24 protein-coding genes and 1 tRNA gene are annotated in these 23825 nt (G+C 62.9%); 15 read left to right on the top strand and 10 right to left on the bottom strand.

Going from position 1 to position 23825, the window contains the following annotated elements:
- The first annotated feature begins 63 nt into the window (after positions 1-63).
- From fusA to AC3A6F_RS24030, 4 genes are all read left to right on the top strand, one after another.
- Complete coding sequence (gene fusA / locus AC3A6F_RS24045; protein ID WP_487685996.1) at positions 64-2169, top strand: elongation factor G; 2106 nt, start codon at positions 64-66, stop codon at positions 2167-2169.
- A gap of 74 nt (positions 2170-2243) precedes the next feature.
- Positions 2244-3434, top strand: coding sequence for an elongation factor Tu (tuf, locus tag AC3A6F_RS24040; RefSeq protein WP_487684141.1), 1191 nt, complete (start codon positions 2244-2246; stop codon positions 3432-3434).
- Between the two features lie 190 nt (positions 3435-3624).
- Positions 3625-3939 carry a 30S ribosomal protein S10 gene (gene rpsJ / locus AC3A6F_RS24035; protein ID WP_136219921.1) on the top strand — a complete coding sequence of 105 codons (315 nt, stop codon included), beginning with the start codon at positions 3625-3627 and terminating at the stop codon, positions 3937-3939.
- Between the two features lie 562 nt (positions 3940-4501).
- Positions 4502-4804 (top strand): hypothetical protein, encoded by a 303-nt coding sequence (locus tag AC3A6F_RS24030; protein WP_487685993.1) that lies wholly within the window; start codon positions 4502-4504, stop codon positions 4802-4804.
- 33 nt (positions 4805-4837) lie between these two features.
- On the opposite strand, the gene AC3A6F_RS24025 is transcribed toward AC3A6F_RS24030, so the two are convergent.
- The 7 genes from AC3A6F_RS24025 to AC3A6F_RS23995 all read right to left on the bottom strand — a co-directional run bounded on the left by AC3A6F_RS24025 (position 4838) and on the right by AC3A6F_RS23995 (position 11784).
- Positions 4838-6154: a TerD family protein gene (locus AC3A6F_RS24025; RefSeq protein ID WP_487685990.1), complete on the bottom strand. Its 1317-nt coding sequence runs from the start codon at positions 6152-6154 to the stop codon at positions 4838-4840.
- Positions 6151-7065: an HpcH/HpaI aldolase/citrate lyase family protein gene (locus AC3A6F_RS24020; RefSeq protein ID WP_487685988.1), complete on the bottom strand. Its 915-nt coding sequence runs from the start codon at positions 7063-7065 to the stop codon at positions 6151-6153. The genes AC3A6F_RS24025 and AC3A6F_RS24020 overlap by 4 nt, the downstream gene beginning before the upstream one ends.
- A complete protein-coding gene (locus tag AC3A6F_RS24015) occupies positions 7058-8161 on the bottom strand; it encodes a cysteine protease StiP family protein (protein ID WP_487685986.1) in 1104 nt (367 codons plus the stop codon). Before AC3A6F_RS24015 ends, AC3A6F_RS24020 begins: the two co-directional genes overlap by 8 nt.
- Complete coding sequence (locus tag AC3A6F_RS24010) at positions 8158-8922, bottom strand: HAD family hydrolase (RefSeq protein ID WP_487685983.1); 765 nt, start codon at positions 8920-8922, stop codon at positions 8158-8160. The genes AC3A6F_RS24015 and AC3A6F_RS24010 overlap by 4 nt, the downstream gene beginning before the upstream one ends.
- The gene (locus tag AC3A6F_RS24005) at positions 8900-10099 is read right to left on the bottom strand and encodes a phosphoribosyltransferase domain-containing protein (RefSeq protein ID WP_487685980.1); all 1200 of its coding nucleotides are present in this window, start codon (positions 10097-10099) and stop codon (positions 8900-8902) included. The genes AC3A6F_RS24010 and AC3A6F_RS24005 overlap by 23 nt, the downstream gene beginning before the upstream one ends.
- Positions 10096-11115, bottom strand: coding sequence for an ATP-grasp domain-containing protein (locus tag AC3A6F_RS24000; RefSeq protein ID WP_487685977.1), 1020 nt, complete (start codon positions 11113-11115; stop codon positions 10096-10098). Before AC3A6F_RS24000 ends, AC3A6F_RS24005 begins: the two co-directional genes overlap by 4 nt.
- Positions 11116-11208: 93 nt before the next feature.
- Positions 11209-11784: a TerD family protein gene (locus AC3A6F_RS23995; protein WP_487685974.1), complete on the bottom strand. Its 576-nt coding sequence runs from the start codon at positions 11782-11784 to the stop codon at positions 11209-11211.
- Positions 11785-12071: 287 nt separating this feature from the next.
- Here AC3A6F_RS23995 and AC3A6F_RS23990 point away from each other — a divergent pair, with 287 nt between their 5' ends.
- On the top strand, positions 12072-12827 hold the full coding sequence (locus AC3A6F_RS23990; protein WP_487685971.1) for an SDR family oxidoreductase: 756 nt from the start codon (positions 12072-12074) through the stop codon (positions 12825-12827).
- Positions 12828-13135: 308 nt separating this feature from the next.
- Positions 13136-14011 (top strand): hypothetical protein, encoded by an 876-nt coding sequence (locus tag AC3A6F_RS23985; protein WP_487685968.1) that lies wholly within the window; start codon positions 13136-13138, stop codon positions 14009-14011.
- Between the two features lie 354 nt (positions 14012-14365).
- On the opposite strand, the gene AC3A6F_RS23980 is transcribed toward AC3A6F_RS23985, so the two are convergent.
- The 3 genes from AC3A6F_RS23980 to ggpS are packed head-to-tail and all read right to left on the bottom strand — an operon-like array spanning position 14366 to position 18762.
- On the bottom strand, positions 14366-15256 hold the full coding sequence (locus AC3A6F_RS23980) for an AraC family transcriptional regulator (protein WP_487685965.1): 891 nt from the start codon (positions 15254-15256) through the stop codon (positions 14366-14368).
- A gap of 35 nt (positions 15257-15291) precedes the next feature.
- Entirely contained in the window at positions 15292-16407 is a 1116-nt protein-coding gene (locus AC3A6F_RS23975; protein WP_487685962.1) for a mechanosensitive ion channel family protein, read from the bottom strand.
- A 36-nt stretch (positions 16408-16443) separates the two neighbouring features.
- Complete coding sequence (gene ggpS, locus AC3A6F_RS23970; protein ID WP_487685959.1) at positions 16444-18762, bottom strand: glucosylglycerol-phosphate synthase; 2319 nt, start codon at positions 18760-18762, stop codon at positions 16444-16446.
- Between the two features lie 405 nt (positions 18763-19167).
- Between ggpS and AC3A6F_RS23965 the strand changes: the two genes are divergently transcribed.
- The 9 genes from AC3A6F_RS23965 (at position 19168) to rplP (ending at position 23814) form a co-directional block, all read left to right on the top strand.
- Positions 19168-19244: transfer RNA gene (locus tag AC3A6F_RS23965), tRNA-Val, on the top strand.
- Between the two features lie 274 nt (positions 19245-19518).
- Positions 19519-20175, top strand: a complete 657-nt coding sequence (gene rplC / locus AC3A6F_RS23960) for a 50S ribosomal protein L3 (RefSeq protein WP_159627946.1) — start codon at positions 19519-19521, stop codon at positions 20173-20175.
- Positions 20176-20177: 2 nt separating this feature from the next.
- On the top strand, positions 20178-20798 hold the full coding sequence (gene rplD / locus AC3A6F_RS23955) for a 50S ribosomal protein L4 (RefSeq protein ID WP_005663467.1): 621 nt from the start codon (positions 20178-20180) through the stop codon (positions 20796-20798).
- Complete coding sequence (gene rplW, locus AC3A6F_RS23950; protein ID WP_123069936.1) at positions 20795-21112, top strand: 50S ribosomal protein L23; 318 nt, start codon at positions 20795-20797, stop codon at positions 21110-21112. The genes rplD and rplW overlap by 4 nt, the downstream gene beginning before the upstream one ends.
- A complete protein-coding gene (gene rplB / locus AC3A6F_RS23945; RefSeq protein WP_147936467.1) occupies positions 21112-21939 on the top strand; it encodes a 50S ribosomal protein L2 in 828 nt (275 codons plus the stop codon). Before rplW ends, rplB begins: the two co-directional genes overlap by 1 nt.
- Positions 21940-21948: 9 nt before the next feature.
- Positions 21949-22224, top strand: a complete 276-nt coding sequence (rpsS, locus tag AC3A6F_RS23940; protein ID WP_123069938.1) for a 30S ribosomal protein S19 — start codon at positions 21949-21951, stop codon at positions 22222-22224.
- Entirely contained in the window at positions 22221-22553 is a 333-nt protein-coding gene (rplV, locus tag AC3A6F_RS23935; protein ID WP_170976705.1) for a 50S ribosomal protein L22, read from the top strand. The genes rpsS and rplV overlap by 4 nt, the downstream gene beginning before the upstream one ends.
- 11 nt (positions 22554-22564) lie before the next feature.
- Positions 22565-23392, top strand: a complete 828-nt coding sequence (gene rpsC, locus AC3A6F_RS23930; RefSeq protein ID WP_123069939.1) for a 30S ribosomal protein S3 — start codon at positions 22565-22567, stop codon at positions 23390-23392.
- Positions 23393-23394: 2 nt separating this feature from the next.
- Positions 23395-23814 carry a 50S ribosomal protein L16 gene (rplP, locus tag AC3A6F_RS23925; protein WP_005663456.1) on the top strand — a complete coding sequence of 140 codons (420 nt, stop codon included), beginning with the start codon at positions 23395-23397 and terminating at the stop codon, positions 23812-23814.
- Positions 23815-23825: the final 11 nt, after the last annotated feature.

Below are 23825 nucleotides of genomic sequence, written 5' to 3'. Positions count from 1 at the left end.
CGAGCTCATTTTGATCGTCAAGATGTTGCTCGGTTTTGTCCATTCAAAGATTTAGGAAAAATTATGGCACGCAAGACCCCCATCGAGCGCTACCGCAATATCGGTATTTCGGCTCACATCGATGCTGGTAAAACCACCACCACCGAACGCGTCCTGTTCTACACGGGCGTCAACCACAAGATCGGCGAAGTGCACGATGGCGCAGCGACGATGGACTGGATGGAGCAAGAGCAAGAGCGCGGCATTACCATTACCTCGGCAGCGACGACCTGCTTCTGGAAAGGTATGGCCGGTAACTTCGAGCCTCACCACATCAACATCATCGACACCCCGGGCCACGTTGACTTCACCATTGAAGTCGAACGCTCGATGCGCGTGCTCGACGGCGCCTGCATGGTTTACTGCGCAGTCGGCGGCGTGCAGCCACAGTCGGAAACCGTGTGGCGTCAGGCTAACAAGTACAAAGTTCCACGTCTGGCCTTCGTCAACAAGATGGACCGTACCGGCGCGAACTTCTTCAAGGTCTACGAGCAGATGCGCGCTCGCCTGAAGGCGAACCCGATCCCTCTGCAGATCCCGATCGGCGCGGAAGAAAACTTCCTGGGCGTGGTCGACCTGGTCAAGATGAAAGCAATCATCTGGGACGAAGCATCGCAAGGCATGAAGTTCGACTACCGCGACATCCCTGCGGAACTGGTCGATCAAGCCAACGAATGGCGCGAGAAGCTGGTCGAGACCGCTGCTGAAGCCAGCGAAGAGCTGATGAACAAGTACCTGGAAGAAGGCGACCTGACCGAAGCCGAGATCAAGGCTGCTCTGCGTCAGCGCACCATCGCATCGGAAATCGTCCCGATGATGTGCGGCACCGCGTTCAAGAACAAGGGCGTGCAAGCCATGCTCGACGCCGTGGTCGAATACCTGCCATCGCCGATCGACATCCCACCAGTCGCCGGTACCGACGAAGATGACCAAGTGGTCACCCGTAAGGCCGACGATAACGAGAAATTCTCGGCGCTGGCATTCAAGATCATGACCGACCCGTTCGTGGGCCAGCTGATCTTCTTCCGCGTCTACTCGGGCATGATCAATTCGGGCGACACCGTCTACAACCCGGTCAAGGGCAAGAAGGAACGCCTGGGTCGTATTCTGCAGATGCACGCCAACCAGCGCGAAGAAATCAAGGAAGTCCGTGCCGGCGACATCGCCGCTGCGGTCGGCCTGAAAGAAGCGACCACGGGCGAAACCCTGTGCGATCCTTCGGCGATCATCACCCTGGAAAAAATGGTCTTCCCTGAGCCGGTCATCCAGCAGGCTGTCGAGCCAAAGACCAAGGCTGACCAGGAAAAAATGGGCCTGGCGCTGAACCGCCTGGCACAAGAAGATCCGTCGTTCCGCGTGCGTACCGACGAAGAATCGGGCCAGACCATCATCGGTGGTATGGGCGAGCTGCACCTGGAAATTATCGTTGACCGCATGAAGCGTGAGTTCAACGTGGAAGCAACCGTCGGCAAGCCACAGGTTGCATACCGCGAAACCATCCGCAAGGCAGTCACCGACGTCGAAGGCAAGTTCGTCAAGCAGTCGGGCGGTCGTGGTCAGTACGGTCACGCAGTCCTGTCGATCGAGCCGCAAGAGCCAGGTAAAGGCTTCGAGTTCGTCGACGCGATCAAGGGCGGTGTGGTTCCACGCGAATACATCCCTGCAGTCGAAAAAGGTGTGCGCGAGACCCTGACTTCGGGCGTGCTGGCCGGTTACCCAGTGGTCGACGTCAAAGTCACCCTGACCTTCGGTTCGTACCACGATGTCGACTCGAACGAAAATGCGTTCCGCATGGCCGGTTCGATGGCGTTCAAAGACGGCTGCCGTAAAGCCAGCCCGGTCATCCTCGAGCCGATGATGGCCGTGGAAGTCGAAACGCCAGAAGACTACGCCGGTTCGGTGATGGGCGATCTGTCGTCGCGTCGCGGTATGGTGCAAGGCATGGACGAAATCCCAGGCGGCGGCGGCAAGATCATCAAAGCCGAAGTGCCACTGTCGGAAATGTTCGGTTACTCGACCTCGCTGCGTTCGGCGACCCAGGGCCGCGCGACCTACACGATGGAATTCAAGCACTATTCGGAAGCTCCGAAGCACGTGATTGACGCCATCGTCACCGCGAAGTCCAAGTAATAGATAATGGGGAGATGGGACGTCCCGTCTCCCCAGTTAAACAAATATATCGTTTCTCTTAAAGGAATTTGGAAATGGCAAAAGGTAAATTCGAACGGACCAAACCGCACGTCAACGTCGGCACCATCGGTCACGTTGACCACGGTAAAACCACCCTGACGGCTGCAATCGCTACCGTCCTGTCGAAGAAATTCGGCGGCGAAGCCAAGGCCTACGACCAGATCGATGCGGCTCCGGAAGAAAAAGCACGCGGCATCACCATCAACACCGCGCACGTCGAGTACGAAACCGAAAACCGTCACTACGCGCACGTTGACTGCCCAGGCCACGCCGACTACATCAAGAACATGATTACCGGTGCTGCGCAGATGGACGGCGCGATCCTGGTGTGCTCGGCCGCTGACGGCCCAATGCCACAGACCCGCGAGCACATCCTGCTGGCGCGTCAGGTTGGTGTTCCATACATCATCGTGTTCCTGAACAAGTGCGACCTGGTCGACGACGCAGAACTGCTGGAACTGGTCGAAATGGAAGTCCGCGAGCTCCTGTCGAAATACGAGTTCCCAGGCGACGACGTGCCAATCATCAAGGGTTCGGCACGTATGGCCCTCGAAGGCAAACCAGGCGAAATGGGCGAAGAGTGCATCACCCGTCTGGCTGAAGCCCTGGACACCTACATCCCAACGCCAGAGCGCGCTGTTGACGGCGCCTTCCTGATGCCAGTGGAAGACGTGTTCTCGATCTCGGGTCGCGGCACCGTGGTGACCGGTCGTGTCGAGCGCGGCGTTGTCAAAGTCGGCGAAGAGATCGAAATCATCGGTATCGTCGACACCGTGAAAACCACCTGCACCGGCGTGGAAATGTTCCGTAAGCTGCTGGACCAGGGTCAAGCTGGCGACAACGTCGGCCTGCTGCTGCGCGGCACCAAGCGTGAAGACGTGCAACGTGGTCAAGTCCTGGCAAAGCCAGGCTCGATCAAGCCGCACAACCACTTCACCGGTGAGATCTACGTCCTGTCGAAAGACGAAGGCGGCCGTCACACCCCGTTCTTCAACAACTATCGTCCTCAGTTCTACTTCCGTACGACTGACGTGACCGGTTCGATCGAACTGCCAGCAGACAAAGAAATGGTCATGCCAGGCGATAACGTCTCGATCACCGTCAAGCTGATCGCTCCGATCGCGATGGAAGAAGGTCTGCGCTTCGCAATCCGCGAAGGTGGCCGTACCGTCGGCGCCGGCGTTGTTGCAAAGATCCTGGCCTAATTCATCAGGCCTGATCGCCGGTCGCTGCTCCCTGTGAGCGTCTGACCGGCACAACGATGGGGACAGACTTTTTGGTCTGTCCCCATCTGTTTGAGCGGGAACGATGCTATACTCCCGCCTCTTGAGCAGTACCGAAGTGACTTGACCACATTGCCGGCAAACAGCCGGAACGTTCTTTAAAGGAAATAGCATGTCCGCTAACCAGAAAATCCGTATTCGCCTCAAAGCATTCGACTACAAGCTGATCGACCAATCGGCTCTGGAAATCGTTGACACCGCCAAGCGTACCGGCGCCGTCGTCAAGGGCCCAGTCCCACTGCCAACCCGCATCCAGCGTTTCGACGTGCTGCGTTCGCCACACGTGAACAAGACCTCGCGCGACCAGTTCGAAATCCGTACGCACCAGCGTCTGATGGACATCGTGGACCCAACCGACAAGACCGTTGACGCACTGATGAAGCTGGACCTGCCAGCTGGCGTCGACGTCGAAATCAAGCTGCAGTAATACAAAATCAAGTGCCGGCGGATGCCTCCGCCAGCGCTGCAAGGGCCGGATCGACCGTTCGCGGGGATCCGGCCCTTGTCATTTGCGGCGCCTGGACTGGTCCAGTCATGCAACGACGGGGTCGAAGGTCAAACGACGGGGTCGAGGTCAAACGACGGGTCACAAACGACGGGGTCAGGTCTGACATTTAGACACAAACGACGGGGTCAGGTCTGACATTTAGACACGGCCTCGACAACAAATACGACGGGGTCAGGTCTGACATTTAGACATTGGCGGCGATCGCTCGCCTGGAGACCGTCGATGCGCCGCTGCCAGCCTGGCGCCGACGCCACGGCGTGGCGCGTACGACGGGGTCTACGACGGGGTCAGGTCTGACATTTAGACACGGCCTCGACAACAAACGCTTTTGAGAGCTGAGCTCGTGTCCAAATGTCAGACCTGACCCTAGCTTTGACCCTAGCTTCTCGCAGCAGCCGCTCCCGCCGATCCTCGGCCGGCTGTCGCGCCACGCTCACCGGTACGACGTCCGGCGGCAACGGCGCCCGTCGAATCGGCGTTGGTGGCGGTGCCGGTCCTGGCCAGCGAGGAAACCCATGCAGCCGAGGCGCCGGACTTGGCGCCGCAGCCGGGACGGGTCGATATGGAGGCATTGCGCGCGGCCGCGCGTCAGGCGGACAGCGAACGCGGTCCGGCCGCACTGGAGCGGCTACGCGCCAGCGATGACAGCGCGCTGTCGCGTGCGGTGAGAAAGGCGAAGGTCCCGGATTGCCAGACCAAGTATGCCGGCGGCGAAAAGGCCAATATCCTGCTCCTGGTCCCTCTCGCCATCGACACCATCACCGGCAAGGGCTGCAAGTGGTAGCAGCCCTGTCGTAACAGACTTATTTACTGCCGCTTATTTACTACCCGTCTTCCAGCGCATGCCGAAGCCGTAGTGCCGGTCCATCAGCTCATGAGCGCTGGTCATGCCCTGCTGCTGGAAGTACTCGGCCAGCTTGGTGATCACCAGGTTGCCGCCGCGGTTTTCGATCAGCGCGATCGCGCACATGATCTGGCGGTCGCCGCCATCAAGTTTCACTTCGACCGGCGCCTGGCCCGGCGCCGTCACCGTCACCACGCCATTGGTCACGGCCCAGTTGGCCGCGCCTTCGTAGATGAAGGAGAAGATCACCGCGCGCTTGATCTGGTCGAAACGTTCGCCGTTGATGAACAGGTTCTCGCCATTGGCGGCGGCGCCGGTGCGGTCGTCGGCATCCAGTTGCATGAAGGGTTCGCGCTCGTAGTCGCCGAAGGTGTTGCCCAGCGCCTGCACGAGGCCGCGGCGGCCGTCGGCCAGTTCGTACATGCAGCCGAGATCGAGGTCGATGCCGCTGCGGCCCTTGCGCGCCCCGCCGGCCTTGTTGGCCATTTCGCCGGCCTTGTTGGCGAGGTCGCCCGCCATGCTGGTGAGGCGGTCGAGGAAGCCGCCGCCGCGCGCGGCCGAGGATGGCGGCGGTGGCGAGGCAGGAGGCGGCGCGATCGCGGCCTGGTTCCAGTTCAGGTTGACGTGGATGCGGCCATAGCCGCCGCCGGGGCGCTTGTCGAGCGAGACCTTGTCGCCGCGCTTGTCGAGCGTGACCTTGGACAGCGACACCGTCCGTGCCGCGGGTGCGGGCGCGGGTGCGGCAACAGGTGCGGCCGCAGGCGCCCTGGTCGAGGAGCCGGCCTCGGTTCCGCCGAAGTTGGCCAGCAGCGCCGACAGGCCGCCATTGAAACCCTGGCCGACGGCGCCGAAGCGCCACAGCCCATCGCGGCGGTAGATCTCGGCCACGATCAGGGCCTTCTCGTCGCCGAAGTCGGCGCCCGACCACGGGAAGCGCACGGCGCTGCCCAGCGACAGGGAGCTGGCGCCCAGGGTGCGCATGGTGGCCGCGCCGTCGATCGCGGCCACGAACACGAGCTTTGCGATCGAGCTGGGCAGCAAGTCGAGATTCACCGCGAAGCGCGCGCGGCCGCCGCCCAGGTCCAGGCGCACCGCGCCTTCGGGGCTGGTCAGCTGGTTGTAGAACACCATGTAGCGGTCGTCCGACAGCTTGTCGTTGGCGTCCAGGCCAAAGCACGAGACGTCGACCGAGGCGCCGTTGGCGGCGATCTCGACGTCGACGTTGAAGACGTTGCCGGTGCCGAGGTCGGTCAGCTTGCCTTTCTGTCCCCGTCCAAATTGAGTAGTCATGAAGGTTCTCCTTCCAGGAATGGTTTGTGGCCCAGTTCGGCGCGCGAGCCGAACAGGCGGGATTGTTCGAGGGTGCGCTCGGCCCAGGCGCGGTGGGTGGCGACTTCCTGCATCGCGTCGTCCATGCGGAACACCGCCGGGCTCGAGGCGTCGAGGATGGCGCGCGCCACCGCCAGGTCTTGCGGCGTCACCTTGAAGTGCTGCTCGATCGCCGCGATCTGGGTCGGGTGGATCGCGGTCTTGCCGACCATGCCGTGGGCCAGGTCTTCGATCACTTCCTGGTCCAGCAGTTCGGGCAGGTCGAGGTATTCGAACACCGGCGCGGTCAGCATGAAGCCGTAGGGACGGAAGGTCGTCACCAGGCGCGAAATCACCGGCCCGAGCGGCGTGCGGTACAAGGTCATGCCGCGCGGGCGGCGCAGGCCGAGCAGGGCCAGCAGGTCGTTGCCGCCGATGCGCAGCGCCAGGATGCGGTGGCGCACGCCCGGCGCTTCCAGCGCGGCCCGCAGGCCCTGCATCTCGCCGTCGTCGAAGGCCTCGGCCGTCTCCAGGGTCGGCATCAGCACATGTTCGGTGTGGCGCACCAGCTTGAAGTAGCTGTCGAAGTTGTGGCGCGTGATCTTGGGCAGCACGAAGCCGGTCAGCTTGTCGGCGCCCGGCATGGCCAGCACGCGCGCCAGCACTTCGGGATTACGCACCCGCACGAAGCGGTCGGCCGCCACGTCCAGGCGCATGTTCGCCAGCACCACCGACAGGTTGAACAGCGACCAGCTGAGTTCCCGGTCGGCGATCGAGTCCTCGGTGCAGAAAATCAGCGAGCGCGCGTGCGGCAGGCGATCGCCATTGGCGATCGCGGTCAGGTTCTTGTGATTGGCCGGCACGTACAGCGACGCGCCCAGTGATTTAGCCATCCGATGCACTCCTGATCAGGGATACTGCGTGATAGGGAAGGTGCGGGTCGATCTCGACCGGCACCTGTTTTTCTTCGGCCAGCACGGCCAGGTGCGCCACCTCGGTGGCGGCAGGGTCGCGCAGCACGACCAGCCGCGGCACGCGGCGCAGCAGCACGCGCGTGGCTTCGCCGATGCCGGGCTTGACCAGGTTGACGTCGGCGACGCCGTAGCGCCGCATCGCCCTGCCGATATAGGTCTGCGAGCGCTCGCGCGCCGCCGCGGCGTCGATCGGTTCCGCGCGCGGCAGCGTGTCGGATTGCGCCAGCGCCAACGCCAGTCCCACCAGCTCGTCGGCAAACGCCTGTGAGCGGTCTACGTCCGCGAACTGCTGGTAGAACACGCAGCCGTGGAAGTCGTCGGCGCGCATGTCGTCGCTCATGACGGTGCGGCTCACCAGGCCCGACACCGTGGCGTTGAGGATGCTCGACGGGATCAGGTAGTCGTCGCACGAGGCCGCGCAGGCGGCGGCGCCGGCGAGGTCGGACAGCACGTGCAGGCCGGCGTCGATATGGGTGCCGTGGCGCACGTTGAACGTCTCGATCGAACCGGCCAGCTCGCGCGCAATCACGCCCTTGCCGGTCCAGCCGTCGAGAAAGACGATGGCATCGGCCTGGTGTCCATGCGCCAGGATGTGGCGCAGGGCGGCGGCGTCGATGCCGCGGTCGCGCACGATCGATATCGAGTAGTGCACGGCGTCGCGTCCGAACAGCTCGCGCAGCAGGCGGGCCACCACCACGCCGACCGGGGTGCCGGCGCGCGCCAGCGACACCAGCGCCAGCCGGTGCTGCGGGCGCGCGGCGATCAGCCGGGCCAGGCGCAGGCAGTCGCGCGCCATGCGCGCATTGTTGGCGCGGCAGGCCTCGTCGAACAATGCCATATAGCGCGCGGAAGGTTTCGACTCGGGCGACAGCATCTGGCTGTAGTGGCGTTGGCCGCTCTGGATCAGCGCTTCCTTCTCGGCGACGTCGACGAAGCCTTCCTGCGGCAGGCGGCGCAGCAGGAAGCTGACCTCGCCCTTGCGGTAGCTGCCGGAGAAATCTTCCCAGTCGCTCACAGCGCCCCCACGGTGATGCCGGCGAGCTGGGTGCCGCGCGGGATGATGGCGTAGTCGCAGGCGGCCATGAAGCGCGCGTCCGAGCGGCTGTCGCCCATGCCGAAGGTGACGATTTCGCCGTGTTCTTCCTTCAAACGCGCGGTGATGTGGGCCACCGCGTTGGCCTTGTTTAGCGCTTTCGGCAAGATGGCCAGGTTGTTGCCGTTGCGGTGGATGAAGTAGTCGCGGTCGCCGTCGGCGATCCAGGGCCGCACCACGTCTTCCTCGAGCGGCGCCAGGCGCTCGGCCTGTTTGTCCGGATCCTTCACCACCAGGAAGAACGGGGTGGCGAAATCCTCGATCATGCGCGCGCGGCCGCCATAGCCGGTGCGTGCGCCATGGTCGTCGATGTGGGCGGCCAGCGCCAGGAGGCCGGGCAGGGCGGCATGCATCGCCGTGCGCATGCCATCCAGCCAGGGCTGGTCGACTGCGCCACCCGGCTCGAGCACCACGCCGCCGTAGTTGATGACGGCGTAGCTGTCGAACGGCAGGGTCACGCGGCGCAGCCCGTCGAGGTCGCGCGCGGTGGTCGGGATCATCGTCATCCCGTCCTGCAGCAGGGTCAGGAAGGAACGCTGGGCCGGCGTCGTGTATGAACAGATGCTGCCGTCCTTGTAATAGGCGGCCGGCGCCAGCGCGTCCGGGATGTCCCGGTGCGCGCCGCATTTACCGAGGGTCTGGAACAGTGTGTCGTCCAGGTCAGCGAACAGGAACTTCTTCAACGTGGTCCTCGGACTGGAAGTGGAACAGGCGCGCCTGCAGCAGGCGCACCAGCGTGAACAGCGCTGGGCCGGGCGCGGTCTCGTGGCAGACCAGCACGTGGTCGTACTGGCCCGGCGCGACGTTGTACAGGTAATTGGCAATGCCTTCGCCGTAGTTGTCGGGGAAGGTCAATGCATGGTCCACCGCGCCCCAGGTGAGGATCGGCGAGCGCGTGGTCGACTGCACCACCACGTCGACGCCCTGGCGCTGCAAGGCGGCGCCGAACAGGGTCGAGACGTGCATGAATTCGCCGGTGCCCAGCACCAGCACCCGGCTGGCGGGAGCAAATTCGCCGGCCAGGCGCGCCGCCAATTGCTCCGGCGTCCTCAATGCGCGCGCCGTGCCGAGGCGGCCGAAGGCGGCGCTGGCACCGCGGTCGGCGTCTTCCGCATAGCGCTGGGCGACGCCCTGGTCGGGCGGCGAAGGGCCTTGCGCGAAGCTGAATTCGCCCTCGACCAGCGCGCCGCAGGTAGTCGGCATGCCGAAGCGGGCGTCCAGCGCCTCTGTCGTGGCGCGGCCCATGAAATTGGTGATCGTGGCCAGGTGCACCCGCTCCAGGCCTGGATTCAGGCGGCGGCAGGCGGCGGCAAGGTTGACGAAGGTATTGCCGGTGCTGGCCTCGTCGTCCACCAGCACCAGGGTGCGCGCGGCCAGCAGCAGGGCATTCAGCTCAGGATCGACCGGCGTGTGCAGGAACTGGCGCGGCGCATGGCTGTGCGCTTCCTCGAATTCGATCAGCGGGCCGTTGCCGACCCGGTAGCGGGTGGTGTGCAGGAACAGCGCCTGCTGGTCCGGATGGGCGCGCACCCAGGCTTCGAACACGCCCTGGCCCAGCCCGATCGCGGTCTCCGCCATGGCGATGAACACCACCGGGCCTTGCACCGCGCCTTTCAACTGCGGCACGGTCGCGGCCAGGCGCTCGTGCACCATTAGCATGTCGATCGGCTGCGCCGGCCAGTGCTTGCCCAGCACCTTGCTCAGGAACAGGAAGCCGCGCTTGGCGTTGGCGCGCGCGGCAAAGCCGAGCAGGGCGTCGAGTTCGGATGCGCCGCTGTCGATGCGCAGGTCGAGCGTGCCCGTTGGTAGCTCAACCTGAAGCTCAATACGCTGAACAGGCGTCGGGAGTGGCGCGTTCATGCCAGCTCCGTCGCGACGCTGACTTCGGCCACGCGCATGCCGTGGCGCGGCGCGGGAATCTCGAGACCCTCATAGCCTTCGGCGAAGCCGCGCAGCGCGATATAGGGGAGGTTGGGGCCGGCCAGGCAGGCCATGCCGATCCCGCCCGACATGCGTGGATTGATCTCCAGCAGGCGCGGACGGCCGCCGCCTTCGCGGAACTGGGCGTTGAACACACCATTCAACTGGTAGTCGGCGCACAGGCGCGCGGTCGCATCCAGGATGTCCTGGCGCATGTCGATCAGCTGGCCGCTGCCGGCTTGCGGCAGCTTGCGGCGCACCACGGCCGCCACCAGGCGCCCATGGTCGCCCACGCAATCGACGCTGTATTCGGGGCCTTCCAGGAATTCCATCAGCAGCATGGTATTGAAGGAGTCCAGTTCGCCCAGCCCGCGGCGCAGGTCCTGGTAGCCGATATGGTATTCGACGCCTTTCATCAGGAGCGCGGCGCTGCTGCGTTCTTCGTCGATGATGGCGAAGCCCAGGCCATAGATGCCGTGCGCCGGCTTGATGCACAGCTTCGCGTGCTGCGGGCGCAGTTGGGCATAGGCGGCGTCGAACTGCTCCAGTGTCTCGAAGGGGCGAAAGGCCGCCACCGGCGCGTCCGGCAGCACCGTCGCGGCATAGAAATCGGCCTTGTCGTGGATGCGTTTCAGTTGCGCCGGCGGCGCGGCGCTGAGCACGCGCGTGCCGACGTCCGCGAAGCGCGCATGTTCGGCGGCCAGCACGGTGGCTTCGCGGCCCGGCACGAAGACGTCGATTTTTTGGTCGCGGCAGAACGCGAGGCACCAGTCGACATAGGCGTCGCCTTTCAGGCCGGTGGGCTCGACGTGGAATTCATGGGCCAGGCGCGCGGCCGGCGCATGGCGGTTGGCGTTGCTGTGGACGATGGTGAAACGGCCTTCGGTATCGGCTTCGCGGATCAGCTTGATCGCCGCATTCACGGACGAAAACGTCCTGTTGTACCAGACGCGCATGTGGGCTCTCTTGATGGTGATCGGCCACTGGCGTGGCGTTGCAGGGTCCGCGCCGGGCGGCGCGGACCGTCAGGGAAGCTCCCTGTGTGACTCTTAGACGTTGACGCCGAACGAGCGTGCCAGCGGACCGAGGCCGCCCTTGAAGCCCTGGCCGACGGCGCGGAACTTCCATTCGCTGCCGGCGCGGTACAGCTCACCGAAGATCATCGCGGTCTCGGTCGAGCTGTCCTCGGACAGGTCGTAGCGCGCGATCTCGGCTTCGCCGGCGGCGTTCAGGCAGCGGATATAGGCCTTGCCCACCTGGCCGAAGTTCTGGCGGCGCGCATCGGCGTCGTGGATGGTGACGCAGAACGAGACCTTGTCGATGTCGGCCGGCACGCGCGCCAGGTCGACCGTCAGCTTTTCGTCGTCGCCATCGCCCTGGCCGGTCGTGTTGTCGCCGGCGTGGGTCACCGAGCCATCGCTCGATTTCAGGTTGTTGTAGAAGATGAAATCGGTATCGCCGCGTACCTTGGCGTCGGCCTTCAGCAGGAAGGCGCTGCCGTCCAGGTCGAAGGCGGAACCGTCGGTCGAGCGTGGATCCCAGCCCAGGCCGATGATGACCTTGGTCAGGCCCGGTGCTTCCTTGCTCAGGTTGACGTTGCCGCCTTTTTGCAGACTGATTGCCATGCGAACTCCTTTTCCGTTGAGGGATGAGATGGACGGCGATGTAGCTGTCGCCATCGGGATTGCATCCGCCAATATAGGCGGTAATTGATCAATTGTACATGGGGCTGGGCCGCGCGAATTTCAACATTTTTCATAGAGGGATGTACGTACTTACGCTCAGCCCAAACCACGGAATGTCACATTTGCGGATTTGGAGGATCGGGCAAAAACGAACAAGCTTCCGGCAACGGGAAAGCATGCGCCAACCCGATACTGGGTGCTCTTCCACCCACCTGAAGGAGCACACCATGAACAAGATCGCACTCGTCACCGGCGCCAGCCGCGGCCTGGGCCGCAACACCGCGCTGCACATCGCGAAGAAGGGCGGCGACGTCATCATCACTTATCAAAGCCGCGAGCAGGAAGCCCAGGCCGTGGTCGACCAGATCCGCGCCATGGGCCGCCAGGCGCTGGCGCTGCGGCTCGACGTCGGCGACGTCGCGGGCTTTCCACTGTTCGTCGAACACCTGCGCGCCGCCCTGGAGCAGACCTGGGGCCGCGACAGCTTCGACCATCTGGTCAACAATGCCGGCCACGGCGACATGGCAGCCATCGCCGACACCACGCAGGCGCAGTTCGACCGCCTGGTCGACGTCCACTTCAAAGGCGTGTTCTTCCTGACCCAGGCCCTGCTGCCGCTGCTGGCCGACGGCGGGCGTATCGTCAACCTGTCGACCGGGCTGACCCGCGTTTCCTTCCCTGGCTTCGGCGCCTATGCGGCGGTGAAGGGGGCGGTCGAGGTATTGAGCGTCTACTTGGCGAAGGAACTGGGCAGCCGCGGCATCGCCGTCAACACGGTGGCGCCGGGTGCGATCGAGACCGATTTCCTGGGCGGCGCGGTGCGCGATACCCCGGACCTGAACGGCGTCTTTGCCGGCATGACGGCGCTCGGACGGGTCGGGGTGCCGGACGATATCGGCCCCATGATCGCGAGCCTGCTGGGTGAAGAGAATCGCTGGATCAACGGCCAGCGGATCGAGGTGTCGGGTGGGCAGGTGATTTGAGTTCTGCGGCCTTTATCGGTCTAGAAACGCAAGGTCTTTTCTTCGGCGGCTTTGTCCGGACGCGGGTACGACGAAGCGCCAAATTACGTGCTTGTCAACGTGTCCGATGGCGCGGTGCTTCAGGTGTGCAGTTGGCTGGGTTGCGATGGAATCGAGTAATTTGCGCCGCAAACTGCTGAAAAGATCACCGCAGTTTCGCGAGGTACGCGGTGCAAATCCACACACGGTGAGCTTGATTTGTTATATTTCATTAGGGAAATATTTTTATTGGCGTTTTTCGCTAAGAATTTGAACAATGAAAGGCTCTCATGCAGCAAATTATCACCAGGCTTGGGGGGACCGTCCTCGTGACTGTGCTCCTCGCCGGATGCGACAGTTCCGAGGTCAATACTGTCAAAAAAACGACGGTATTGGAAGACAAAACCCACACCTATGAAACAGCACTGTCTGGACGCGCCTTTTGCGATGGCGAAGAGTGGCGTGCTTTCAAGGACGATAGTAATCGCCCTGCCGTAGAATATCGATGTGTCCTCAAAGGGGCACCGGAGTTCATGGCTGCCATGCGCATACAGAAAATTTCCGAGGTAACCAAGGAATTCCAAGGCTACTACCAATCCCTCGACCAGCGAATAGAAGAAGCAAAAGAGGCGCCAGGAGTGTATGCCGAACTTGCCGCAGAAGCTCAACAAAAGCTAGAACAAAAGGCAGCCGACGAAACCGATGCAAGTCGGCAGTTTGCGCACGAAGATCCTGTGTCGGCGATGAGACGTGCTGCCGTGCGCAATGAAATGGGATCTCTTGCGAGTGCACAATCCATCTCTGAGCGCGCTCAGCAGGCCGCAAACGAGGCAGCATCTAACTTGGAGCGTAACCTCGCAAGCTTGCAGAGCGAAAAGACACGGTTTGAGAACCAGGAAAAGATCACTCTTGCAGAAATTGAAAAAAGCTTCGGTGGTATCGCGGAAGCGACTGAAGTCGTCCAATGGGTCGTCAAAGACAATGAAGTCTTGCCAAGCTGGGTCGGTGTTGAATTTCAAAAGCAGGATGGCACCATTACAAGAATGAACAAGAATTGGAGTATGCACATTCGTCACATCCTGCACTATCGCGGTGAAGAACATGTTCCATATGCTCTCGGCGTATCAGGAGATGCTGCTCAAGTCGATACATCGGGGCAGAAGTAAGGGGGAAGTGCGTTCAGAAGTACGATTTATTACAAGCGCCAATAAGCATGAAGAGTGCTGATTTAGTTATGGCAGCAACCTTCACATCGAAATGGTAAGTCGGCTTATCAATATTGGTGCTCTTGACATTGACTGGAGGGGACGCTGACCCCCCGTTAGTTTCGGACTTTTGCAGGTAACAATTTCAAAGCGCAGCGATGACTCAGGTGAAGTGGTCATGTTTGGTGACGGTATTCAACTGCCTTCATCAAGAATGGTTGCCTCACCCGTCACGCCCAGAAAAGCCTAAGAAGGCATGGACATCTGCGTCCGAAGGAAACCTGCTAACGTAAGCTTGGCGCAGCGGGCTTGTGTTTACGCAGCAGCATGCATATGGGCCTGAGTCATCACATGGCGCACAGGCGGCAGCCCGAACATGCGCCCATATTCGCGCGTAAACTGCTGCACGCTTTCATAGCCCACGGTATGCGCGGCATGGCTGGCGCTGGCGCCCTCGGCCAGCATCAGGCGGCGCGCCTCGATCAGGCGCAGCTGCTTCTGGAACTGCCGCGGCGTCAGCGAGGTCACCGCGCGGAAGTGGTGGTGGAAGGACGAGGGGCTCATGCCGGCCAGGGCCGCCAGCTCCTCGACCGGCAGCCGCCGCGCATAGTCGCGGCGCAGGACGGCGACCGCGCGCGCCACGCGCCGCACATGGCTGTCGGGCAGGCCGAGGCGGCGGATCGCGGCGCCGTGGCGCCCCAGCAGCAGCCAGTAGTGGAATTCGCGGATCAAGGCGTCTTGCAGCACCGGAATCGAGGCCGGCCGCTCGAGCAGGCGCATCAGCCGCAGGGCGGCGTCCTGCACGTGGTTGTCGGTGGCCTCGCTCCGTACCGGCCGGTCGTCGGCTTCTTCCACCGCCGCCATCTCGGTCGCCAGCCCCGCGATCACGGCGGGATCGAGGTCCAGCACCACCGAGTAATAGGGCGCCGCGGCGCTGGCCCGGGTCACCTGGCTGGAGGTCGGCACGTCGGCCATGACCAGCAGCGAATCGCCGGCCTCGAAGGTGAACGACTGCGCGCCCAAGGCGACCTGCTTGCTTCCTTGCAGGACCAGGCAGGCCAGCGGGCGCTGGATCTGGTAGCTCAGTTCCGTGCGCCCGGCCTGGCGGATCGCCACCAGGCCGGGAATGGGCGTGCGCGCCACGCCGTCGGCATCGGCGTGGTCGTCGGCGAAGCGGCGTACCGCATCGAGAAGCGTGGTATCCATGCCGCCATGGTAGCCCGCCTTCGCCGGCTTGGGAACTACGCAGCCCGGGCCGCGTCGTCGCCGGCGTGCAGGACGCCGACCTGCGCCGGCGACGTTTGCGGCGCGGTTTGCGCCGGCTCGCGCGCCAGCCGCACCAGCTGCACCGGCAGCGCCAGCGACACCCCACGCTCCTCGAGCCCAGCGAGGATGCTCAGGTAGATCTCTTGCTGCACGTTCATGTAGACGGCATAGTCGGTATTGTCGACGTAGTACACCACCTCGTAGTTGAACACCGGCGCCGCGATGCCGGCCAGGTGGGCGCGGTCGAAGCGCACCTGCGGCTGGGCCGCGACGATCTCCTGGACCATCTCGGGCAAGCCGCGCAGCAGGCTGGCCGGCGTCAGGTGCGACACCCCGAACTGGAACACAACGCGGCGCGATTCCATGCGGCGCAGGTTCTGGATGCGGCTCTTGAGCAGGTCGTTATTGGAAAACACGATCTGCTCGCCGGAGAGGCTGCGCACGCGTGTGGTTTTCAGGCCGATCTTCTCGACCGTGCCGAGCATCTTGTCGACGATGATGAAGTCGCCCACCACGAAGGGCTTGTCGAGCACGATGGAGAGCGAGGCGAACAGGTCGCCCAGGATGCTCTGCACCGCCAGCGCGATGGCGATACCGCCGATACCCAGGCTGGCCACCAGGGTGGTGATGTTCACGCCCAGGTTGTCCAGCACCATCAGGGCCACCACCGCCCACAGCGCCACCCGCACCAGGAAGGTGATGGCGGCCGAGGAGGTGATGCGGTCCGGGTCTTCATTGCGCTGGGCGCGTGTCGCCAGCAGCCAGGCGCGCAGCGCGCGGTCGCCCCAGATCGCGACCTGGAACAGCACCGCGGTGATGGTAATACGGCCGATGAACAGCTGCGCCTTGTCCGGCAGCGCCAGGAAGCTGGCGCCGGCGTAGACGCCGACGATGACCAGCACCAGCAGCTTGGTCGCGCGCAGCGCGGCGACCGCGATATCGTCCCATTTGGCGTCGGTGCGCGCAGCAAGCAGGGCCAGGCGCCGCGCCAGGATCGACTTGACGGCGTCCAGCCCGGCCGCCACGGCCGCGACCACGGCCAGCGCGACCAGCCAGTCGGCGACCGGATTCTTGAGGATGACGTATTCCATCACGGTTTCATTTCCCTTTCATTCAATGTTCAGGCGTCAGGCGGCGGAGCGGTCTTCCAGCGCGTCCTCCTGGCCGGATGCCGGCAGCGCCGCCAGCGCGGCCAGGAAGTCGTCGCCCCAGCGCGCCACGTCGCGGTCGTTCACGATCGCCGCCATGCGTCCGGAGCGGTAGGCCACTTCGTCGGCGCCCATGGTCAGCGCGTGGTACAGGGTCGCGCTCATCGCGTTCCTGTCATACGGGTTCACCAGCAGCGCACCGTGCAGTTCGACGGCGGCGCCGGCGAATTCGGACAACACCAGCGTGCCCGGACGGCCGGCGGCATGGCGGGTGGCCACGTATTCCTTCGCCACCAGGTTCAGGCCGTCGCGCAGCGGCGTGATCCAGGCGACGTCGCAGGCGGCGTAGTGGGCCACCACGTCCTCGAACGGCAGCGAGCGGTAGAAGTAGCGCACCGGCACCCAGTCCAGGGTCGAGAAGCGGCCGTTGATGCGGCCGACCACGCGATCGAGTTCCTCGCGCAGGCTGTCATAGATCTCCATGCCCGACGCCGCCGGCGTGATGATGTTGATCAGCATGACTTTCCCCAGCAGCTCGGGATGCTGTTCGAGCATGCGCTCGTACGCTTGCAGCTTTTCGAGTGAGCCTTTCACGTAGTCGAGGCGCTCGATCGAGATGATGCCGGTGCGGCCATCCAGGTACTCGTCCCATTCGGCGATCTGGCGCCCGACGTCGTCGGTCTTGACCAGATCTGCGATCAGGCCGGCGTTGGTGCCCACCGGATGGGCGCCCAGCGTGACCCGGCGTCCGCCCACTTCGAGCGCGGTGTGCATGCGGTCCACGCCCAGCGCGCAGCCGAAGGTCAGGTAGCGCGGCGCGCACGGCACGGCGTCCAGCACCTCGACCGGCGCGCAGGAGCGCGCGGCGTCGACGAAGTTCTCGACGTAGCGCGGGATGTGGAAGCCCACGTAGTCGCACTGCAGCAGGCTGCCGATGATGTCGTTCCGCCATGGCAGGATGTTGAATACGTCGGAAGACGGGAAGGCGGTGTGGTGGAAGAAGGCGATCGTCAGGTCGGGACGCAGCGGGCGCAGGAAGGCCGGCACCATCCACAGGTTGTAGTCGTGGATCCAGGCGGTGGCGCCGGGCGCCGCCTCGCGCGCGGTCTGCTCGGCGAACAGGCGGTTCACCTCCAAAAAGCGTTCCCAGTGGTCCTGGCGGAATTCGGCTTTATCGGGGAAGGAGAAGATGATCGGCCAGAACGCCTCTTTCGAGAACTTCTTGTAGAACTGGTCGATGTCGTCCGCGGTCAGGGGAATCCGGGCCGCCTTGAGCTGCGGGTAGCGTTGCGCATCGACGGCGACGTGCGGGATGAATCCGCCCGGCGTCCGGCTGGCCTGCTGCGACCAGGCGACCCACGAGCCCTTGCGGCCGCCGGCGAAAAAGCTGAGCAGGGTCGGCATGATGCCGTTCGGGCTTTTCGGGCGGCGCTGGTACGTCACGCCGCCTTCCACCACTTCGTCATAGGGCAGGCGGTGATAGACCATGACCAGCTCGGCCTCGCCGTACGAAGTCGCGTCATGCGCCGCGGCGTCGCCGTCCAGGCGCAGGCCGTGGCGGTCGAACGCCTGCAGGATGCCGCCGCAGCCGGCGGCGTCGGCCACCACCACGCGCGGCATCTTGCGCACCGCCTGCACCAGCGCCGGTTCGGCGGCGCCGACCACCACGCCGCGGAAACCCGCCTCGAACATCGACAGGTCGTTCAGGGTGTCGCCCGCCACCACGATATGGGCCGGATCGAAGCCGGCCACTTCCGCCAGGCGGCGCACCGCGACGCCCTTGCCGACGCCGCGCGGCAGCACGTCCAGGTAGCGGCCGGCCGAGAACAGCAGGTCGCAGTCGAGGGCGTCGACGGCAGCGCGCAGCGCGGGCGTGATGGCGTCTTCGGTGGCGTAGAAGGAGACGCGGCGCTCCTGCGGCACCGACTGGCGCACCAGCTCCGGGAAGTCGGCCAGCGCTTTCAATACGGCCTGGCTGCCCGGCCAGCGCGCGGCGATCTCGTGGGCCAGCGGCTCGACCGGCCGCAGGTCGGCGTCGACGATGGTGGCGCCGACATCGGCGATGATGTAGTGGGGACGCGGTACCGTGGGGTCGGACAGCAGGGGAATGACGGTTTCCAGGCCGCGGCCGGTGACGAACACCAGTTTCGCCTCCGGCAGGGCGCCGGAAAACAGTTCGCGGATGCGGCGCCGCGCCTCGTGGGTGCCGGCCAGCAGCGTACCGTCCAGGTCGGTGGCCAGGACCAGGCGTGAGGGATCGAGCTGGCGCGGCCAGTGGCGGGTTTCAATGACAGTCATTCCTGATCATCCTTTGCAGCGATGCGTCCGCCCATGAGCCATGGGTTGGGTGGCGGACCGGGTCTGGGCCCACGGTGCTCGCCGGGGAGGCGCGCGGGCCGGAGAAAGGCGGGACAGGGACCTGCGCTCTCTTGTAGTTGAATGCGCGATCGACACGTCGGGAACCGCCAGGCGGACGAGGGAGGGCAGCGCCGGCATGGTTGCCGGAATCACGTGCGCCAGGTGCGCGCGACACGGCCGTCCCTCGAAAAACATTTGTACAATAGCATTTCACGCCGGCATCTTCAACCCGCGATTTCCTTGAGCGACGCGGGCGCGGCCGTCGTCGGCGCGGCAGGGAATTGGCGAGCACACGAAAAAAGCTATTGCAAAACTTTAAGCCGGGCACTTATAATTCGGCTCCCCGGGCGGTTAGTTCAGCTGGTTAGAATACTTGGTCGACATCCAAGGGGTCGCAGGTTCGAATCCTGCACCGCCCACCAGACTTCCAGATCGCAGGCTCCCAGCAATGGTCGTAGCCTGTAGAGAAAAGACACAGCGGTGTGTCTTTTCTGTGCCGTTCAGCTCGAACGGATTCTTCTTTCTCCAGTTACTGCGAAAAGCGCAACAGGCCGGTCTTGACTCCGATTTTTCCTGTTGCGCCGAAGCCTTTTGCGCGTTATACTAGCCGGCTTCGGTATGGGTGCCTCTTTTATTGCCCATATTATTTAGTAGTTCAACTACCCCCGCCCAATCGTAGGTGGGAATGGAGAAAAAATGAGCTTGGGCCTTCTCGGTCGCAAGGTTGGCATGATGCGTATCTTCACGGATGACGGCGATTCGATCCCTGTCACTGTGCTGGATGTGTCGAACAACCGTGTCGCACAAATCAAAACCCCTGAAACTGATGGCTACACCGCAGTTCAGGTCGTCTACGGCCAACGTCGCGCTTCGCGCGTGACCAAAGCTGCTGCCGGTCACTACGCCAAAGCTGGCGTCGAAGCCGGTACGATGCTGAAAGAATTCCGCATCGATTCCACCAAAGCCGCCGAACTCAAAGCCGGTGACACCATCGATGCTTCGCTGTTCGAAGTGGGCCAGAAAATCGACGTGCAAGGCACCTCGATCGGTAAGGGCTACGCCGGTACCATCAAGCGTCACAACTTCGCCTCGGGTCGCCAGACCCACGGTAACTCGCGTTCGCACAACGTTCCTGGCTCGATCGGTATGGCCCAGGATCCAGGCCGCGTGTTCCCAGGCAAGCGCATGACCGGTCACATGGGCGACGTTACCGTCACCACCCAGAACCTGGAAGTGGCTCGCATCGACACCGAACGTCAGCTGCTGCTGATCAAGGGTGCCGTTCCTGGCGCGAAGAACGGCCAAGTGGTCGTCAAGCCAGCTGTCAAAACCAAAGCCAAGAAAGGAGCGTAAGCATGGAACTGAAGCTCCTGAATGAGCAAGGTCAAGCTGGCGCCAACGTTGCAGCAACCGACGAAGTGTTCGGTCGTGAATACAACGAAGCCCTGATCCACCAGATCGTCGTCGCCTACGCTGCCAACGCACGTAGCGGCAACCGCAAGCAGAAGGACCGTGAAGAAGTCCACCACACGACCAAGAAGCCATGGCGCCAAAAAGGTACCGGCCGTGCTCGTGCTGGTATGTCGTCGTCGCCTCTGTGGCGCGGCGGTGGTCGTATCTTCCCGAACACCCCGGACGAGAACTTCTCGCACAAAGTTAACAAGAAGATGTTCCGTGCAGGTATCTGCTCGATCTTCTCGCAACTGGCTCGCGAAGGCCGCCTGAACGTGGTCGAGAACCTGTCGATCGAAGCTCCAAAGACCAAGCTGCTGTCGCAAAAACTGCAGACCATGGGCCTGGAATCGGTCCTGGTGATCACCGACACCATCGATGAGAACCTCGAACTGGCTTCGCGCAACCTGCCGCACGTGCTGGTCGTCGAGCCGAAGCACGCTGATCCGATGTCGCTGGTGTTCTACAAAAAAGTCCTGGTCACGAAAGCTGCTCTGGCCAAGATCGAGGAGATGTACGCATGAGCGCCGCAATCAAATTCAGCGAAGAGCGCCTGATGAAGGTGCTGCTGGCTCCGATCATTTCCGAGAAGGCTACCTTCGTTGCGGAAAAGAACGAGCAGATCGTGTTCAAGGTCCTGCCTGACGCGACCAAGCCAGAAATCAAGGCTGCCGTCGAGATGCTGTTCAAGGTCGAAGTGGAATCGGTGCAAACCGTGAACCGCGAAGGCAAGCAAAAGCGTTCGGGCCGTTTCACCGGTCGTCGCAACCACACCAAGCGTGCTTTCGTGTGCCTGAAGCCAGGCCAGGAAATCAATTTTGTCGAGGAGGCTAAATAATGGCACTCGTAAAGATGAAGCCAACCTCCCCAGGCCGTCGCGGCATGGTGAAAGTTGTGACCGAAGGCCTGTACAAAGGTCGCCCGCTCGCAGCCCTGGTTGAAAAGAAATCGAAAACTGCCGGCCGTAACAACAACGGTCACATCACCACCCGTCACAAGGGCGGTGGCCACAAGCAGCACTACCGTCTGGTCGACTTCAAGCGCCAGAAGGACGGCATTCCTGCCAAGGTCGAGCGTATTGAATACGACCCGAACCGTACCGCGCACATCGCACTGCTGTGCTACGCGGACGGCGAGCGTCAGTACATCATCGCCACCAAAGGCATGGCTGTCGGCGACGCGATCATGAACGGCGCGGAAGCTCCGATCAAGGCCGGTAACTGCCTGCCAATCCGCAACATCCCGGTCGGTACCGTGATGAACTGCGTCGAAATGCTGCCAGGTAAGGGTGCCCAGATGGCCCGTACCGCCGGCGCCGGCGTCGTGCTGATGGCCCGTGAAGGCACCTACGCCCAGGTTCGCCTGCGCTCGGGTGAAGTCCGTCGCGTGCACATCGAGTGCCGCGCTACCGTTGGCGAAGTCGGCAATGCCGAACACAGCCTGCGCAAGATCGGTAAGGCTGGCGCGATGCGCTGGCGCGGTGTTCGTCCTACCGTCCGCGGTGTGGTCATGAACCCGGTCGATCACCCGCACGGTGGTGGTGAAGGTAAAACTGCAGCCGGTCGTCACCCAGTGTCGCCATGGGGCCAGCAGACCAAGGGCAAGCGTACGCGTTCGAACAAGCGCACGTCGTCGATGATCGTTTCGCGCCGCGGCAAGAAATAAGGATAAAAAATGACTCGTTCATTGAAAAAAGGGCCGTTCATTGACGCCCACCTGGTGAAAAAAGTCGAGACCGCGCAAGCGACCAAAGACAAAAAGCCAGTCAAAACCTGGTCGCGCCGCTCGACGATCTCGCCAGACTTCATCGGTCTGACGATCGCCGTGCACAACGGCAAAGTGCACGTGCCTGTGTACGTGTCGGAGAACATGGTCGGCCACAAGCTCGGCGAATTCGCGCTGACCCGTACGTTCAAGGGCCACGCCGCTGACAAGAAGGCGAAACGATAATGGAAACTAAAGCAATCCTCAAAGGCGTGCGCCTTTCGGAACAAAAAGGCCGTCTGGTCGCCGATCTGATTCGTGGCAAGAAAGTTGACGCAGCACTCAACATTCTGCAATTCAGCCCGAAAAAAGGCGCGACCATCATCAAGAAGGTTCTCGAGTCGGCTATCGCCAACGCGGAACACAACGATGGCGCCGACATCGACGAACTGAAAGTGGTTCAGATCTATGTCGAAAAGGGCCCGATCCTCAAGCGCTTTACTGCACGTGCAAAAGGCCGCGGCGATCGCATTTCCAAACAATCCTGTCACGTTTACGTGACTGTCGGTAACTAAGGAGTCATACGATGGGTCAGAAAATCCACCCAACCGGCTTCCGCCTGGCGGTCACCCGTAACTGGGCGTCGCGTTGGTATGCTGGTAACGGCAACTTCGCTTCGATGCTGCAGGAAGACCTGGAAGCCCGCGCTTTCCTGAAAAAGAAGCTGAAGAACGCTTCGGTCGGCCGTATCGTCATCGAGCGTCCTGCCAAGAACGCACGCTTCACCATTTACTCGTCGCGCCCTGGTGTCGTGATCGGTAAAAAAGGCGAAGACATCGAAGTGCTGAAAACGTCGCTGGCGAAGATCATGGGCGTGCCCGTGCACGTCAACATCGAAGAGATCCGCAAGCCAGAGATCGATTCGCAGCTGATCGCCGACTCGATCTCGCAGCAGCTCGAAAAGCGCATCATGTTCCGTCGCGCCATGAAGCGCGCAATGCAAAATGCAATGCGCCTGGGCGCCGTCGGCATCAAGATCATGTCGTCGGGCCGCCTGAACGGCATCGAAATCGCACGTACCGAATGGTACCGCGAAGGCCGTGTGCCACTGCACACCCTGCGCGCCGATATCGACTACGGCACCAGCGAAGCATCGACCACCTACGGCATCATCGGCGTCAAGGTCTGGGTCTACAAGGGCGACCGTTCGGTCACCGGCGAAGCACCAGTCATCGACACCCCGCCAGATGAGAAGAAGCCACGCGGCCCACGTCGTGACGACGGCAAGCCATCGCGCGGTCCACGTCCAGCCGGCGGTGCACGTCCAGCTGCCGCGCCAACCGTGCGCGCTCGCCCAGCTGTCAAGCTGGCGACCCCGGCTGCCGCTGCACCCGCTGAGAAAGCAGGAGAATAAGCATGCTGCAACCATCGCGCAGGAAGTATCGTAAAGAGCAGAAAGGCCGTAACACCGGCATTTCGCACACCCGCGGCACCGCGGTCTCGTTCGGTGAATTCGGTCTGAAGGCAGTTGCCCGCGGCCGTATCACCGCACGCCAGATCGAAGCGGCACGTCGCGCCATGACCCGTCACATCAAGCGTGGCGGTCGTATCTGGATCCGTATCTTCCCGGACAAGCCGATTTCGAACAAGCCGGCCGAAGTCCGTATGGGTAACGGTAAGGGTAATCCAGAGTACTACGTCGCTGAAATCCAGCCAGGCAAAGTCCTGTACGAGATGGACGGCGTCGCAGAAGAACTGGCGCGCGAAGCGTTCCGCCTGGCCGCTGCCAAACTGCCACTGGCTACCACTTTCGTGGTTCGCCAAGTTGGCCAATAACAGGAGTTGAA

The organism is Massilia sp. Soil_C_3 (assembly GCF_057657035.1).
The sequence above is the reverse complement of the archived record's forward strand: the minus strand, read 5'-3'. Positions and strand labels throughout refer to the sequence as shown.

Excerpts from the sequence above, each read along its gene's own strand:
- fusA (WP_487685996.1), top strand. The coding sequence starts at position 64 with ATGGCACGCAAGACCCCCATCGAGCGCTACCGCAATATCGGTATTTCG.
- tuf (WP_487684141.1), top strand. The coding sequence starts at position 2,244 with ATGGCAAAAGGTAAATTCGAACGGACCAAACCGCACGTCAACGTCGGC.
- rpsJ (WP_136219921.1), top strand. The coding sequence starts at position 3,625 with ATGTCCGCTAACCAGAAAATCCGTATTCGCCTCAAAGCATTCGACTAC.
- AC3A6F_RS24025 (WP_487685990.1), bottom strand. The coding sequence starts at position 6,154 with ATGACTACTCAATTTGGACGGGGACAGAAAGGCAAGCTGACCGACCTC.
- AC3A6F_RS24020 (WP_487685988.1), bottom strand. The coding sequence starts at position 7,065 with ATGGCTAAATCACTGGGCGCGTCGCTGTACGTGCCGGCCAATCACAAG.
- AC3A6F_RS24005 (WP_487685980.1), bottom strand. The coding sequence starts at position 10,099 with ATGAACGCGCCACTCCCGACGCCTGTTCAGCGTATTGAGCTTCAGGTT.
- AC3A6F_RS24000 (WP_487685977.1), bottom strand. The coding sequence starts at position 11,115 with ATGCGCGTCTGGTACAACAGGACGTTTTCGTCCGTGAATGCGGCGATC.
- AC3A6F_RS23995 (WP_487685974.1), bottom strand. The coding sequence starts at position 11,784 with ATGGCAATCAGTCTGCAAAAAGGCGGCAACGTCAACCTGAGCAAGGAA.
- AC3A6F_RS23990 (WP_487685971.1), top strand. The coding sequence starts at position 12,072 with ATGAACAAGATCGCACTCGTCACCGGCGCCAGCCGCGGCCTGGGCCGC.
- AC3A6F_RS23985 (WP_487685968.1), top strand. The coding sequence starts at position 13,136 with ATGCAGCAAATTATCACCAGGCTTGGGGGGACCGTCCTCGTGACTGTG.
- AC3A6F_RS23980 (WP_487685965.1), bottom strand. The coding sequence starts at position 15,256 with ATGGATACCACGCTTCTCGATGCGGTACGCCGCTTCGCCGACGACCAC.
- AC3A6F_RS23975 (WP_487685962.1), bottom strand. The coding sequence starts at position 16,407 with ATGGAATACGTCATCCTCAAGAATCCGGTCGCCGACTGGCTGGTCGCG.
- ggpS (WP_487685959.1), bottom strand. The coding sequence starts at position 18,762 with ATGACTGTCATTGAAACCCGCCACTGGCCGCGCCAGCTCGATCCCTCA.
- rplC (WP_159627946.1), top strand. The coding sequence starts at position 19,519 with ATGAGCTTGGGCCTTCTCGGTCGCAAGGTTGGCATGATGCGTATCTTC.
- rplD (WP_005663467.1), top strand. The coding sequence starts at position 20,178 with ATGGAACTGAAGCTCCTGAATGAGCAAGGTCAAGCTGGCGCCAACGTT.
- rplW (WP_123069936.1), top strand. The coding sequence starts at position 20,795 with ATGAGCGCCGCAATCAAATTCAGCGAAGAGCGCCTGATGAAGGTGCTG.
- rplB (WP_147936467.1), top strand. The coding sequence starts at position 21,112 with ATGGCACTCGTAAAGATGAAGCCAACCTCCCCAGGCCGTCGCGGCATG.
- rpsS (WP_123069938.1), top strand. The coding sequence starts at position 21,949 with ATGACTCGTTCATTGAAAAAAGGGCCGTTCATTGACGCCCACCTGGTG.
- rpsC (WP_123069939.1), top strand. The coding sequence starts at position 22,565 with ATGGGTCAGAAAATCCACCCAACCGGCTTCCGCCTGGCGGTCACCCGT.
- rplP (WP_005663456.1), top strand. The coding sequence starts at position 23,395 with ATGCTGCAACCATCGCGCAGGAAGTATCGTAAAGAGCAGAAAGGCCGT.